The sequence below is a fragment of the Mesorhizobium sp. M0618 genome, from assembly GCF_040320765.1.
Classification (GTDB): domain Bacteria; phylum Pseudomonadota; class Alphaproteobacteria; order Rhizobiales; family Rhizobiaceae; genus Mesorhizobium.
Genome location: NZ_JAMYQH010000013.1, coordinates 83603 through 98346 on the forward strand (window position 1 = coordinate 83603; position 14744 = coordinate 98346).

The following is a 14744-nucleotide window of genomic DNA, read 5'->3' on the forward strand; positions in this document are numbered from 1 at the left end:
CCAAACAGCCAACTGGACCGGGAAAATGCCATGCAACTGGTGCTGTTGATCAGGCCAGTTTTGCAGCAGGTTTCCACGAGACGAATTTCCGAGAGCGATGATGACCTGGCGAGGAAAGCTGCTTCACGTCCATATCGCGCCTGCCGCCTCCTATGAAATGGAGGAGCTGGCGCAGGCGCAGCTTATTGCCGGCCAAGGCGTTGTCGGAGACCGCTACTACCTGGGGACGGGGACCTATTCCGCGCGTCCTGACGTTCGCGAAGTGACGCTGATCGAAGCTGAAGTCTTGGACGCCATCGCGCAGGGCGAACCCAGAATTCCGGGCTTCAAGGCCAAACTCGCACCCGAAGATCACCGGCGCAATCTGACGACACGAGGCGTTCCGCTTAGCCATCTTGTCGGCAAACGCTTCCGGGTCGGGGAAACGATTCTCAGGGCCGCCCGGATGAATGTGCCGTGCAAGTATATCGAGGAGTTGCTCGGGCTTCCGGGTCTCTACGAGGGGCTTCTGAACCGCTCCGGCCTGAACTGCACAATCGAGGTCGGGGGCGTGATCCGCCCCGGTGATCTGATCTTGCCCATCGACGAGTGAAACGCCATGGCCTCGCCGCGCATCATCATGAAGCTGACCGTGACCGCCGCCCGCAAGGAGCCGGGCGACGTGCTGGTCATCGACCTGAAACACCCACGCAAACCTGTGCTGCCCGCGTTCGAAGCGGGTTCTCACGTCGACGTCCATCTGCCTGAAGGGAAGGTGCGTCAGTATTCACTTTGCGGCGACCCGACCGAGCTTGGCCGCTACACCATCGCGGTGAAGCGCGAGAATGACGGCCGTGGCGGCTCGGCGTGGATCCACGAAACCATTGCCGTCGGCTCCACACTGCCTGTCTCCGCGCCACGCAACCATTTTGCGCTCAAGCCAGGCGAGGGGCCGACTTTGCTGCTGGCAGGGGGAATCGGGATCACCCCGATTCTGGCCATGGCGCGCGCGCTCACCCGGCAGGCCAAGCCCTTCGAGTTGCACTATTTCACCCGCAGCCGGGCGCTCACGCCACTCTTGGCGGCGATCGGGAGCGATCTTCCTGGCGGCAATGTGCGGATCCATTTCGACGACGAGCCTCAGACCCGGCAGAACATCGCCGCGCTGCTGGCGAACCGTTCGGACGACGCGCAGACATACTACTGCGGACCGCCTGGCTTCATGGCGGCTGTGGGGCGCGCGGCTCAACACTGGCCCGAGGGTACTGTTCATTTCGAAACTTTCCAGCCTCGCGAGTTTGATGGCGCGCCACCGGAACCGTTCGTCATAGAACTGGCTGAGGGCAGGGTGGTTGAGGTTTCGGCTGAGACCACGGCACTGGCCGCCTTGCGTGCGGCCGGTGTGCCGTTGATGGCCTCGTGTGAGAACGGGGTGTGCGGGACCTGCGAATGCGCAATGCTGGGGGGACAGCCGATCCATCGGGATGCCGTCCTGTCCAAGGAGGCACGCGGCCACCGCTTCATCCCCTGTGTGTCGCGCGCGACAGGTGTGTTGAAACTCGATCTTTGACCATTTGGGCGGGGGTCCTGTGAGACCGGCAGCTGATTTGCGGGAAACTGAATGACGAGGAAACTGGAATATCTGAACGAGATCGAGCGCTGCGTCTCCTGGCTCGCAGCCTGGACGATCCACCACGCCAACCACGTCCGCGAGGGCGATGAGATCAAGGTCGGGGGGCATCAGGCCTCGTCCGCGTCGCTGAGTACCATCATGACCGCGCTCTACGGTTCGGTCCTGCGCCCGCAGGATCGGGTGGCGGTCAAACCCCATGCGGCGCCGATCTTCCATGCACTTCAGTATCTGGCGGGCAACCAGACCCATGAAAAGCTCATGAACTTCCGCGGCTACAAGGGCGCGCAGAGCTACCCTTCGCGGACGAAGGATGTCGACGATGTCGACTTCTCGACCGGGTCGGTGGGTCTCGGCGTTGCTCAGACGCTGTTCTCGTCGCTGGTGCAGGACTACGTCTCGGGTCACGGCTGGATGAAGGAGCGTGCCGAGGGCCGAATGGTCAGCCTGATCGGCGACGCCGAGATGGATGAGGGCAACATCTACGAGGCCCTGATCGAAGGCTGGAAGCACGGGCTCAGGAACTGCTGGTGGGTGGTCGACTACAATCGCCAGTCGCTCGACGCCGTGATCCGGGAGGGCCTCTGGCAGCGTTTCGAGCAGATTTTTCGCAACTTCGGCTGGGACGTGATGGTCCTGCGCCACGGCGCTCTGCAAGAGGCTGCCTTTGCCGAGCCGGGGGGCGAGAAGCTGCTCGAGTGGATAGAGCGCTGTCCGAACCAGCTCTATTCGGCGCTGACCTTCCAAGGGGGTGCTGCCTGGCGCAAGCGGCTGCTCGACGAGATCGGAGACCAAGGGCCGGTCACCACTCTGATCGAACGCCGCTCCGACGACGAGTTGCAGGCGTTGATGACGAACCTTGGCGGGCATGACATGCCGAGCCTCCTCGAAGCCTTCGAGGCGGCGTCCAGGCATGACCGTCCCGTCTGCTTCATCTGTTACACCATCAAGGGCTACGGTCTGCCGCTTGCCGGACACAAGGACAACCACGCGGGGCAGATGACGCCCACGCAGATGGAAGACTACCGCCTGCAAATGGGCGTAAAGCGGGGTGAGGAGTGGGACAAATGGGCGGCCGCCACCTTGCCGGAAGCGGAACTTGACGCCTTCTTCGCAAAGGCGCCGTTCTTCAGTGAGGGGCGTAGGAGGCTGTCTGCGCCGTCGGTGCCGGTGCCTGAAACCCTTCCGTCACCGGGGCAGCCCGGCAAGCCGCTCTCGACCCAGATGGGGTTCGGCCAGATCCTGAACGACATCGCACGCGAGCGCAGTCTGCTTGCCGACCGCATTGTCACCACCTCGCCCGATGTGACGGTCTCGACCAATCTCGGTGGCTGGGTCAACCGGCGCGGCCTTTTCGCCCGGGAGACCATGGCGGACACCTTCAAGGCCGAACGCATTCCGTCGACCTTTACCTGGGAATTTGGGTCGAAGGGGCAGCACCTCGAGCTCGGGATCGCCGAGTCGAACCTGATGATCATGCTCGGGGCACTCGGTCTCTCGCACTCGATCAATGGCGTGCGCCTGCTGCCGATCGGGACAGTCTATGATCCCTTCATCTACCGATCGGCCGACCAGCTAAACTACGCCTGCTATCAGGATGCGCGCTTCATGCTGGTCGCAACGCCCTCGGGCGTGACGCTAGCGCCCGAGGGCGGAGCACACCAGTCGATCGGCACCCCATTGATCGGCATGGCGCAGGATGGGCTTTGCGCCTTCGAACCGGCCTTCGTCGACGAACTGTCCGTGATCATGCGCTTTGCCTTCGATTACATGCAACGTAATGGCGAGGGGGATCCGGATGAGACGACGTGGCTGCGTGATCAGACCGGAGGATCGGTCTATCTTCGCCTGTCAACCCGGCCGCTCGAGCAGCCGCTGCGCGACATGAACCCGGCGCTCGCGCGGGACATCGTCAATGGCGCCTATTGGCTGCGTCCGCCTGGGCCCAACGCGAGTGTCGTCATTGCTTATCAAGGCGTCGTCGCGCCGGAGGCGATTGCCGCGACGGGTCTTCTGGCGGAGGACCGGCGCGATGTCGGGCTGCTCGCGATCACCTCCGCGGACCGGCTTAATGCGGGCTGGCAGGCGGCGGAACGTGGCCGGCAGCGTGGCGCGATTGGCGCCCTGAGTCATATCGAGCGGCTGCTCGCGCCGCTATCGCGTGACTGCGGCATCGTCACCGTGATCGACGGCCACCCGGCGACGCTCGCGTGGCTCGGTGGGGTTAACGGGCATCGCGTGAAGGCGCTCGGGGTCGAGCAGTTCGGCCAGACGGGGACTATTGCGGACCTATACCGTCACCACGGCCTGGACACCAACGCCATCGTACATGCGGCGCAGGCGGTCAGTGCGGGACCGGCTGTTCGCTACCGGAAGGCGCTGCCTTGACCATGAGCGACCGGATGCTCCGTGGCTGGTACGGATCGGCTGTTTCCACGGGCGTTCCGGTTCGCTTCAAAGCGGACAGGGCCGGGACACTGTGGACGTTCTGATCGCGCTTGAGTAGCTTGTGCGACCCCCAGGGTCACCTGGGAATACGCAGGGAGGCGGCTTTTATTTAGCCTTGCGCCCAATTACGAATTCGATCCAATCCAGTCTGGAGCAAAAGCTCCGCGTCCTCCCGATTTTCGGCTTCGACGTAGCACCGCATTTCCGGGGCATTTCCGGATGGACGCAAATGCAAGACACGCTTATCCGCGAGAGTGATACGAAGTCCGTCAACATCGCTAACCTTGCTTACCACTCCAATCGACCCGACGAAGGCGGCGATGTTAGTTTCCGCTGTACGAAGGTATGTCATGAGGCGAGTGCTGCTTTCGACGGAAAAATTTTCCAAGCGATCCGCCGCCGCCGCCGGCAATTGAAAGGAACTGCCAATCTCCGACAGTGGCTGCCCACTTGTATTTACAAGGGAAAGTGCCGCGAGGATGGGGAGAAAACTGTCGCGTGTAGGTAGCGCTGGCAGTTTAGTTCCGTTCGGGTCAAAGTCCGTGCCGGTCAACAAACCACCGTTTGCTTCGAAACCAACCACGCGCTCGTGACCCGACGCAACCAAATCGAGCATGGCAGCAATAACAAATGGCGATCCAACCTTGGTACGCACGACTTTAAAAGAACCTGCGGTCTCGATACCAGAGTTTGATGTGACCGGCGTGACGACTGCCTTCGCTTGCAGGAAGTTCGCCGTAATCAGGCCTAACAAATCACCGCGAAGGGGGTCTCCGTGGTCGTCAGCTACCAGTGGGCGGTCACCATCGCCATCTGCCGAGACGACCGCATCAAGCCGATGCTCTTTGGCCCAGAGCTTGAACTGTTGAGCAGTCTCGTCAGAAACCGCTTCAGTGTCGACAGGAATGAAACCTTCCGAACGTCCCAGGGTTACGACCGTCGCACAGTGATATGAGAGAATGTCAACCAAAAGATCGCGCGCGACTGTGCTGTGCTGATATACGCCCACCGTTAAGCCCTTTAGAGCATTAATCTCCATAAGCTTTCGATTGCGCGCCATGAAAAAGGCCTTGCATTCGGCCTCCCGGTGCTGCCGACGTGCAACAGCACCTTCAAGGACGTATCCGCGCTTCTCCAACTGCAGGGCGATGCGCGTTATCTCCCGCTCATCACCCTTGTCGATCTCACCGTCGGGTCGATAGAATTTTATTCCATTACGGTCGGCCGGAATGTGCGAGCCTGTGATCATCAAACAACCACTCTTACGCGCCTGAGCATACAGTGCCAGGGCAGGGGTGGGGACTGCGCCGCAATCGACTACGATGAAGCCGAGTGCAGACAGTGCCGCCGCACAGACGGCGGCGATGGCCGGACTCGAGGCGCGAAAGTCGCGCCCTATGAGTATCTCGTCGCCAATTCTGGCCAGGCCGGATTCCAGCAGGAATGTCGCGAATGCCGTTGCATATAGGGCAGAGGCGGCTCCTGCCAATTCTGTCGCCAGGCCCCGTAATCCACTTGTTCCGAATTTCATACCAAATCCGACGTTGCTAACCGGGTTTTGAAGGTAACATGCTCAAACTTTGGCTCGTCCGGAATGCCCATCGACAGATCCCTCGGACGAGAACAAGAAGTACATTCGGTTACCGTAGACGCGTTCGGTTCTCGACGGTTACCCTTGTGAGGATTGACGCAGTCGGCGCCGGCGTGGGCAGCGCACCGTGACCTTCACGGCGACGAGGTTGGAGCGGATGGGGTCCGGGTCCGGCAGGGCTCCTCGCGGCTTGCTCACATGAGCGCTATCGTCATCGAGTGATTGTCTCAGTCTACATTAGCTCTGGGTCCCGAAAACGCGTACAGGCCTGAGACGCAGCAAATCCTCTTATCTATCGCCGTTCGGTGTAGCTCCCGTTCAGAAATGCATGATAGACACTCTCGATGCCTTCCATGAGAGTGATCTTTGCTGCCCATCCCAAAGTGCGCAGCTTGTCGACGCTCATCAGCTTTCGCGGTGTACCGTCAGGTCTAGAGTGATCATGCGCGATCTCCCCGGCAAATCCGACTACACGGCAGATCATTCTGGTCAGCTCTAGGATCGTGATGTCCTGTCCGCAGCCGAGATTCACGTGATCATGGTCAGAGTAGTTCTTCAGAAGGAAGACTAATGCGTCGGCGCAGTCGTCGACGTGCATGAATTCCCGACGTGGTGTGCCCGTGCCCCAGATGGTGATTTGCTTATCACTTATGAGCTTAGCTTCATGCGCTTTCCGGATCAGCGCTGGGATGACGTGGCTTGACTGCAAGTCATAATTGTCGCCTGGCCCGTAGAGATTCGTCGGCATAGCGGAGATGTAGTCACGGCCATATTGCTGGCGATAGGCTTGAGCCATTTTGATGCCGGTGATCTTGGCGACGGCGTAGCATTCGTTGGTGCGCTCTAGTGGCCCGGTCAACAGCGCGCTTTCAGGAATGGGCTGTGGTGCCATCTTCGGATAGATGCAAGACGAGCCGAGGAAGAGGACGCGGTCGACGTTGTTTTCGTGGGCTGCCGCGAAGATATTGGCCTCGATCATCAGATTGTCGTAAAGAAAGTCGACCGGATAGGTGGCGTTCGCGAGAATACCACCTACCTTTGCCGCCGCCATAACGATAGCGTCCGGTTTCATCACTGCCACGAAGTTTTCAACTTCGGTCTGTCGCTTGAGGTCTAGCTCTCCCCGAGGGGCGGCCACAACTTTGCAGTCTTCAGACGCGAGTCGGCGTACAACAGCGCTGCCCACCATACCTTTGTGGCCAGCGACCCACACGGTTTTTCCGTTCAGATCATACATTACGCTTCCTTCATGACTACAGATGTCTGCATGACCTTCAGGTCTTCGCGTACCATTTCCGCAGCAAGCTCGCGCACGGATGTCTCATGCACCCAGCCGAGCTTCTCCTTCGCCTTGGTAGCGTCACCCAGGAGAAGATCGACTTCCGTGGGGCGGAAGTAGCGTGGGTCCACTTGGACTAGGCATCTGCCGCTCGCTACATCATAGCCCTTTTCGCCGACACCCTTGCCACGCCATTCGATCTCGACGCCGATATCTTCGAAAGCCCACTCGACGAATTGGCGGACAGGAGTCGTTTTGCCCGTAGCCAGCACGTAATCATCCGGTTGATCCTGCTGTATCATCATCCACATACCTCGCACGTACTCACGCGCATGGCCCCAATCGCGTTGAGCATCGAGATTGCCGAGATAAAGCTTGTCCTGCTTGCCCAGGTAGATAGCAGCGGCAGCGCGGCTGATCTTGCGCGTCACAAAAGTTTCGCCACGAAGGGGGCTTTCGTGATTAAAAAGAATGCCGTTGGAAGCGTGCATACCATAGCCCTCGCGATAATTGACGACCATCCAGTAGGCGTAGAGCTTGGCGGCGGCGTAAGGGCTGCGCGGATAAAAGGGCGTCGTTTCGTTCTGCGGTACGGACTGCACGAGGCCGTATAGCTCCGAAGTCGAGGCTTGATAGAAGCGGGTCTTGTCCGTCAGACCGAGGAGGCGAATCGCCTCAAGAAGTCGCAATGTACCGATACCGTCCGCGTTTGCTGTGTACTCAGGTGTTTCGAACGACACCTGCACATGGCTCTGAGCAGCCAAGTTGTAAATTTCGTCTGGCTGAGATTCCTGAACCACGCGGATGAGGTTAGTCGAATCAGTGAGGTCACCGTAATGCAAGATCAGGCGCGGATCGGATTCGTGCGGGTCTTGGTAGAGGTCTTCGATACGACCCGTGTTGAAGGAAGAGGAACGTCGCTTAATCCCATGAACGATGTAGCCTTTTTTGAGAAGAAGACGGGCAAGATAGGCACCATCCTGTCCAGTTATGCCCGTAATAAGAGCAACTTTCCTGCTATCGCCCATTCTATTCCTGCTCTATTAAAGTTTAAAGTTTCGGCTCCGGCTCGCCAGGCCGACAGAATGTGCGGCCAGCCCCGTGCGCTATGGAGCACTTCGACAGATGCGGCGCGAAGCTCGTCATTGACAGTCCGCCAGCCGAGCACACCTCTTGCTTGGAGTCACAGCAAAATAGAGTTGCGCCGCTAACCTGTCGGCTTCGTACATGCGGTCTGAGTGCCGCTCAGCTCACGGCGTGAGCGACATGTACTCCCAGCACCTTGCAGCTGATTTGCTCATCCATCAGCGAGTGAGGACGCCTTTCTTTCTTGCTTCAGCGTCTTCTAATGGGAATTGTTTGGATCAGTGAAATCGATTGTTTGGATAAAGTGCATCCACAGAATGGATGGTCCGACCGAGCAGCGGGGGCGCATCGCCGGCCCGGAGTCGTAGGCGCGAGCTTCCGTTCGGGGCGAGGACGACGTTCGTGGCCGCGAGCCCTCACCACAGCATCCGGCACAGGTCGTGCAGAACTTTGGGAGCAGACTGCAGATTCTGTCGATCAGCTGGTTCCAGGCGCGTCGAGCTGTCGACCTCATCTCGCCCGGTACCGGTTGCTGTATGCAGCCTTGCACCCTTGGCGTATGGCGTCGACGGAACGATTTGCTCCGGCAGGCAGTGTCGCAGCGTTTCCCGGCTGTTTCGGCTCTATTGGCCGGGCCCGCGTCAGCCGAGTCCCTTCATCATGGCATCCAACACATGGATGGCCGGCATCCACTCAATAGATTTTACATATGCCGCGGAGGCCCAGTAGAGAAGGCGGAACCGGAAGCGAGGGCATCGGCTTCAAGCTGTGCGAGCGTCACGGGATTAGTGGGCAGTGCTGAGTGAGCTCTTCTGCCCTATGGCCCGGCCTCTGCCAAGCCCCGGCGTCAGGGTCTACGTGTCGACTAAGGATACAAAACCGGGCAACCTCCTCTCTGAACGAGATTTCCGAAAATGCATGTTAGTGGATTGGAAAAGCGCCGGTTCGTCGTCTCTCGGAGGCGTACGGGGTTCGGTGATTGTCTGTGGTCATTGGCGGCCGCTTGGCGCTACGCGCAGCGGTCGGGACGAACTCTAGTCATCGACTGGCGGGGGGCCTGCTACCTCGACCAACCCTTCACAAATGCGTTTCCGGTGTTCTTCCAGCCGATCAATGACATCGCTGGCGTGCCGGCTATTTCCGACGACCGGATCAACGACGTTTCCTTCCCTGGTCCATTCTTCCCGGAGTGGTGGAACAGGCCGGCGATCGAGTGCCTTTACCGGCCAGATGAGCAGATTTTCCAAGAGCGCGATGAGTTGGGCGAGCTCTTTCAGGCCGAACACGATGTCGAAGCGAACACAGTAGTGTGTGACGCTTGTCTGATGTGGCGGTGCGATGAGGATGCAGAGCGGCAGGTGTTCCAGAGTGTCCAGCCTCGGCCAGAAATTCAGGCCCGCATAGATGCCATTTATCAGGAACGTTTTGAGGGGCACAGCATCATCGGGATTCATGTTCGGCACGGTAACGGTGAAGACATCATGGAGCATGCGCCCTACTGGGCCGATCCGGAGCTCGCCGTTCGGCAAGTGTGCGCTGCAATTGACAAGGCTAAGGCGTTACCGCACCCCAGGCCTGTGCGGCTATTCTTATGCACGGACAGCGCGCGGATACTGGATCTTCTGTCGGCCAGGTTTCCCGATCTGCTCACTGTCCCGAAGCACTTCGGATCCAATCAAGCTGGCCCCTTACACACTGCAGCACTCGGGATTGACGGCGGAATTTCCGCCCTCGTTGAGATGTATCTTCTCGGGCGCTGCGATACCGTAATTCGGTTTCCCCCGACGAGCGCCTTTACACGATATGCACGCCTTTTCGCACCACGGGTAATTGAATTCGATCTGAAAGAGCCAAGTCGTTTGACTTTGATAGAAGACAGCCAAGTCTCTGATCTCAGTTATGACCCGCCACCTGCGCAATTCGGCAGACGCAACCAACAGGCATAGTTGAATGCGCATTTCTCACCGACGCCAGTGGAGGCGTCGTACATTACCGATAGCGTCGTCATCTGACGCCGCCCGCAACGCGCCAGAACTTCGCTGTTACGCGGGGGCCGCAGACAAGCCAGAGCGACGGCGATCGTGACGCTGACGCTCGAAAGAACGCGGGCGATCACTCCAGAGACGAGATTGAGGTTGGTTATGAAAGTCATTCCCGTGATCATCAGCGGCGGAGCCGGATCGCGGCTATGGCCCGCCTCAAGGCAATCGCACCCCAAACCTTTCCTCAAAGTAGCGGATGGATATTCTCTCATTCAGCACACTGTGCTGCGCGCCGCTTCGATAGAAGGTGTCGTGGAACTCGTCGCTGTGACATCCGGGGACCACCTCTTCCTGACCAAGGACGAATTTGACGAACTGGATTCCGTGGTCCTGCCACGCACCTTTCTGCTCGAGCCCGAAGCTCGGGATACGGCCGCCGCCGTGGCTGCAGCCGCGATCCATGCGAGGGCAACGCAAGGCCCTGACGCGATCCTGTGCGTCTTCCCGGCCGATCACCTGATTAGCAACCTGCCTGCGTTTCTAGACGTCATGGGCCTGGCCATGGAACATGCGAAGCTCGGGCGGATCGCCACATTGGGCATCACCCCAACCAGACCGGAAACCGCATTCGGCTACATCGAAGCAGATGGTGAGAACGTCGTCCGTTTCGTTGAAAAACCGGATCTGGAGACAGCCAAAGCCTATGTCGCGTCCAAATGCTTCTTCTGGAACGCCGGCATCTTCTGCTTCAGTGCGCAAACCATGCTCGACGAGATGGTTTTGCATTGTCCCGAGGTGCTCCAGGCCGTCGCCGACAGCTACGAGAACGGCCGCGCCAGTCAATGCCAAGGCTTTGCCAAAATCGAACTCGCGCCTGAGCATTTCGGTTCCGCGCCGCGAATCTCGCTCGACCACGCTGTCATGGAGAAGACTAACAGACTTGCCGTGGTTCCCTGCGACATGGATTGGAACGACATCGGATCCTGGAACGCAATGGCCGATTTGATCGCCCCCGACGAAAGCGGGAACAGGATACGCGGCGATGTGCATATGGTCGACACGACCGGCACCTATGTGAGCTCCGACAAGCGCGTCATCGGCACGGTGGGCGTAAGCGATCTGGTGATCGTGGATTCTCCGGACGCTTTGCTTGTCACATCCCGCGACCGCGTTCAGGACGTTAAGAAGCTCTTCGAGGGCCTCAAGGCTTCGGGACATGAAGCTCATCTGGTCCATAGCACGGTACACCGGCCCTGGGGTACCTATACGGTTCTGGAGGAAGGCGAGCGCTTCAAGATCAAACGCATCGAGGTGAAGCCCGGTCGCCAGTTGAGCCTGCAGATGCACTATCATCGTTCGGAGCACTGGGTCGTGGTCAGCGGCTCCGCCAAAATCGTCAATGGCGAGCAGGAGTTGTTCCTGGGGACAAACGAATCTACTTACATCCCCTGCGGCCATAAGCATCGGCTCGAGAACCCAGGCAGAATTGACCTGGTTATCATTGAAGTGCAGAGCGGCGATTATCTCGCCGAGGATGATATCGTTCGCTTCGACGACGAATATGGTCGAACGTAGATAACAGTACAAAAAACGTTAAACGGCGAGCCGTCGCTCAAGGATCTCTGTCGTGGGTTCTGGGCCTGACATTGGCAAGCAGCGGGCCGAGCGTGTCATAGTATCCGCCCGCACTCTCATCAGGCACTCGATCGTGGTCGAAAACATCGGTGAGCTCTTGACAGCTCGCCGTCCGCGGTAACGAAGACTTCAGATATTTCTTAGGCGGACCCGTTGCTCAGCTGTCCAACGGCACAGCCGTGTTTCAGCCTGTAGGCGGCAATGAAATCCTCATCGCTGCAGATGCAGCGGCCGCTGGAATCTTTGGCTTTCGGATCATGGAGGTGAGAACCAAGGGGGGCGCAGTAGATTCACGCGAGTGCTGGTTGTCCGACTCATCGGAAAACCCGCACTATGCTTGACCAGGTCTGCGGCAAGCATGATCCCGGCAAGCGCTGATTGAAAGGCCATCGGAACCACGGTTCGAACGAGACGACTTCCATCGCTAAGCTGGAACACCAGACCGCCGCAGATATCCGGAGGCGAACGTCACTGTCCTCACCGACGACGCGTCCACGCTCGAAAACATCCGCAAAGCGCTTGCCTACCTCGCGGCGACCGCGACCGCCGACGACACCGTCGCGATCTTCTTCTCGGGCCACGGGGCGCGCATCGGCAGTGGCGCCGAGGCGACGAGCGCGCTCCTCCCCTACGATTGCAAGCTCACGGACGTCGCAGGAACGTCGCTCGGCGAGGCCGAGCTGTCCGCTGCGATCGCCGCCATCAAGGCACCGCGGGTCATCCTCGTCGTCGACGCGTGCCATGCCGCCGGCACCGCCACGCTTAAGTCCGGCCTGGGCGATGATGGGCAGGACGGGAACGACGAAGGGTTCGACGAGAAGTCTCTGCGGAAACTGGCGCGGGGGACAGGCCGGGTTGTGCTCGCGTCGTCGCGTGCGACCGAGACGTCTCTGGTGCTCAGACGCGAGCGGAACAGCGTGTTCACGACCGCGATGCTCTCCGGCCTCAAGGGCGCTGCCACCGCCGCCAGCGACGGGACCATCGGGTATTTGACCTGTTCAACCACGTGTCTGAGACGGTCAGGCAGTCCGTCCCGGGAAGGCAGCACCCAGTGTTCAAGGCTAGCGACCTTGAGGAGAACTTCCCCGTCGCACTCGCGCTCGGCGGCACCAAGTCGATCTCGCCGGGCGTCAATCAGCGCCACCGGGACCTCGAGCAGATCATGAGGGGACCTCTTCCCGCTCGGCCCGACGGACCAGGACATCTGGCTGCGGGCGGGGGGCGACGTCTCGCGCCTCAGGCTGAGCGGCAACGGACGAGCGCAGTGGTTCGCCGCGCTCCGCCTGATCTCCCTGGGCGGTGGCGGCAGCATTTCGCGCGAGAGCGTGATCGACGCGGCACTGGACGAATTCCCTGCCCACCGCGAGCTCAAGGCGTTGCGCTAATCCGCTCGGCCCCGGGGTCAGCGATGTCTCGTTCAAGCCAATGTCGCATGCCTTCGGCAGGAAGACGGAAGTCCAGCTTCAGAAATGGTCAAGCAAATGGCGCAGCTGGACAATATCTTTTGGGGAAACCGCGAGCAAGATTGCGTCGATGTTCTTCAGTCTGTCGATCGGCGGCGGCGACTAGCCTTCGAGGAAAGAGACGGGATGGCGGCGGTACATCATCAAACCATGATACAACTTGAGGAAAGCATCCGACTTGGGGTCAAAAGTGGTGGTTCCTACCAGCATCTAATGGCAGCTATTCGCCAATTCACAGCCGAAAGAGGACAGTCCGCAGTCGGCCCCAAAGCTGCCAGGCGGGAACGCGCCTCATTCCGGTCGTTCGAAGTGCGCCGGGGATTTCTCGAAAGCGGACACGCGACCTGAGTGTCGGCTTGGAAGCGAGTTGGCCGCTGGGTACGTGTTGGCTGAACGAAGTCGCGTCAGAATGTGGTAGTGGGGCGGCGGATGGCGGCCAAACCATGGTCTTCCCCGCAGCTTCAAGCTTGGGCTGGGCTGCGGCGACGTCTGCCGCCCCTTTTGCTAAACCAGGCTCACAATGCTACCGCCGTGCCAGAGGGTCCAGATGAAGAAGACACCGCTAGCGAGCCGCTTTCTCAAGCAGCTCATATGCGTGAACGATCAGATTTGCTTTTCCGCGCTTCAGCAGTGGGATTTCGCCAATCGCCTCGCGCCAATGGTCAACGCAATCCCAAAGGAGTTCTCAACCGCGGCATTTCCCAATAACCCGTACGCAGCTTCTATCTTTCGATCAGTATCGGATCTCGCCACCTTCGCAGGTGAGGCCGAGCTGGTTGCTCTTCAAATGGGTGTGGTGGCATCCGTCGAACACCTACTTGCCTACATGTCCGACGTGCAAAACCTGAGAGAGAGCCTCGTCACGACATCCGGCGACCCGATATTTGATGATGCCGAAGAAGAGCAACTGCGCCTCAAGGTCTGTCGGTGGAAGGGCTCTGATCCAACATCTGGGTACTTCAAAACGCTTGGTTACTTCAGACATCTCCGCAACCACTTTGCCCATGTGAACGCCAAACCAACATCTGCTTTTGCGACCTACATTCGGTCCCACGGGACCCCGCTCAACAAATTCTGGAACAATGGACGTACCGATCTTCATGGGGTCGACTTCCGGACCCTTGCCGGCATCCAGCTAACGCCCGATTTGGCCTTGGGGGTAATGAACCTGCTCAGAGTGTGTCTCCGGCACGTCGACGATATCGTGGCAGACACGCTCTCGCTTGAGGACGCAGTCCATTGGATCGTCCGGGACATTCAAAGCGCGCCTCGCAATAACGGAATAGACGCGGGGCACCTAGAATCGAAGGTGACAGCGCGCCTGGAAATGGAGTGGGGCGTAAAAGCGGACGTGCTAGCCATTCATAAGGCAGTCGAGGCAATGCTTTGATAGCGTTGTCAACGGTGAAGAGCATCTTCGTTACGCGACTTTGCTTGTGTTCATAAGCAAGCCGTCGGTGAAGCGCTTCATCGCAGTCGTTGCATTATGCAAGCCCTTAGCCCACAAGCGGACATTCGCCTGGCCAAGCACGAGCGGCATTCCTCCGCGGGCAGCTTGAGCCCGATGAGAGACTCTGCCCGAAAGAGCGCTGCTCGGCAGCGTTGGTGATCGCGGTGAGGCGTTCCCGCTGCTGCGCAGGCTCTGTGACGA

11 protein-coding genes and 1 pseudogene are annotated in these 14744 nt (G+C 59.4%); 9 read left to right on the forward strand and 3 right to left on the reverse strand.

Annotated elements, in window-relative coordinates:
- Nucleotides 1-100 precede the first annotated feature (100 nt).
- Genes NKJ04_RS15850 through NKJ04_RS15860 form a run of 3 tightly spaced genes read left to right on the forward strand, consistent with a single transcriptional unit; the run spans nucleotide 101 to nucleotide 3997 of the window.
- Nucleotides 101-592, forward strand: coding sequence for an MOSC domain-containing protein (locus NKJ04_RS15850; protein WP_023704114.1), 492 nt, complete (start codon nucleotides 101-103; stop codon nucleotides 590-592).
- Between the two features lie 6 nt (nucleotides 593-598).
- Complete coding sequence (locus tag NKJ04_RS15855) at nucleotides 599-1549, forward strand: PDR/VanB family oxidoreductase (protein WP_352676179.1); 951 nt, start codon at nucleotides 599-601, stop codon at nucleotides 1547-1549.
- Nucleotides 1550-1600: 51 nt separating this feature from the next.
- Nucleotides 1601-3997 (forward strand): transketolase, encoded by a 2397-nt coding sequence (locus NKJ04_RS15860; RefSeq protein ID WP_352676182.1) that lies wholly within the window; start codon nucleotides 1601-1603, stop codon nucleotides 3995-3997.
- Between the two features lie 169 nt (nucleotides 3998-4166).
- Here NKJ04_RS15860 and NKJ04_RS15865 read toward each other — a convergent pair whose 3' ends face one another.
- The 3 genes from NKJ04_RS15865 to gmd form a co-directional block, all read right to left on the reverse strand.
- A complete protein-coding gene (locus NKJ04_RS15865; RefSeq protein WP_352676185.1) occupies nucleotides 4167-5588 on the reverse strand; it encodes a phosphomannomutase in 1422 nt (473 codons plus the stop codon).
- Between the two features lie 352 nt (nucleotides 5589-5940).
- Nucleotides 5941-6885, reverse strand: a complete 945-nt coding sequence (fcl, locus tag NKJ04_RS15870) for a GDP-L-fucose synthase (protein WP_352676188.1) — start codon at nucleotides 6883-6885, stop codon at nucleotides 5941-5943.
- A complete protein-coding gene (gene gmd / locus NKJ04_RS15875; protein WP_023692482.1) occupies nucleotides 6885-7955 on the reverse strand; it encodes a GDP-mannose 4,6-dehydratase in 1071 nt (356 codons plus the stop codon). The genes fcl and gmd overlap by 1 nt, the downstream gene beginning before the upstream one ends.
- A 972-nt stretch (nucleotides 7956-8927) precedes the next feature.
- Here gmd and NKJ04_RS15880 point away from each other — a divergent pair.
- From NKJ04_RS15880 to NKJ04_RS15905, 6 genes and pseudogenes are all read left to right on the forward strand, one after another.
- Nucleotides 8928-9959 (forward strand): nodulation protein NodZ, encoded by a 1032-nt coding sequence (locus tag NKJ04_RS15880; protein WP_352676191.1) that lies wholly within the window; start codon nucleotides 8928-8930, stop codon nucleotides 9957-9959.
- 195 nt (nucleotides 9960-10154) lie between these two features.
- Complete coding sequence (locus tag NKJ04_RS15885) at nucleotides 10155-11570, forward strand: mannose-1-phosphate guanylyltransferase/mannose-6-phosphate isomerase (RefSeq protein ID WP_023776443.1); 1416 nt, start codon at nucleotides 10155-10157, stop codon at nucleotides 11568-11570.
- Between the two features lie 566 nt (nucleotides 11571-12136).
- On the forward strand, nucleotides 12137-12796 hold the full coding sequence (locus tag NKJ04_RS15890; RefSeq protein WP_352676304.1) for a caspase family protein: 660 nt from the start codon (nucleotides 12137-12139) through the stop codon (nucleotides 12794-12796).
- Nucleotides 12797-12811: 15 nt separating this feature from the next.
- Nucleotides 12812-13015 (forward strand): annotated as a pseudogene (locus tag NKJ04_RS15895) (caspase family protein); the annotation flags it as partial.
- Between the two features lie 96 nt (nucleotides 13016-13111).
- Entirely contained in the window at nucleotides 13112-13441 is a 330-nt protein-coding gene (locus tag NKJ04_RS15900; RefSeq protein WP_352676194.1) for a hypothetical protein, read from the forward strand.
- Between the two features lie 199 nt (nucleotides 13442-13640).
- On the forward strand, nucleotides 13641-14483 hold the full coding sequence (locus tag NKJ04_RS15905) for a hypothetical protein (protein WP_352676197.1): 843 nt from the start codon (nucleotides 13641-13643) through the stop codon (nucleotides 14481-14483).
- Nucleotides 14484-14744 lie beyond the last annotated feature (261 nt).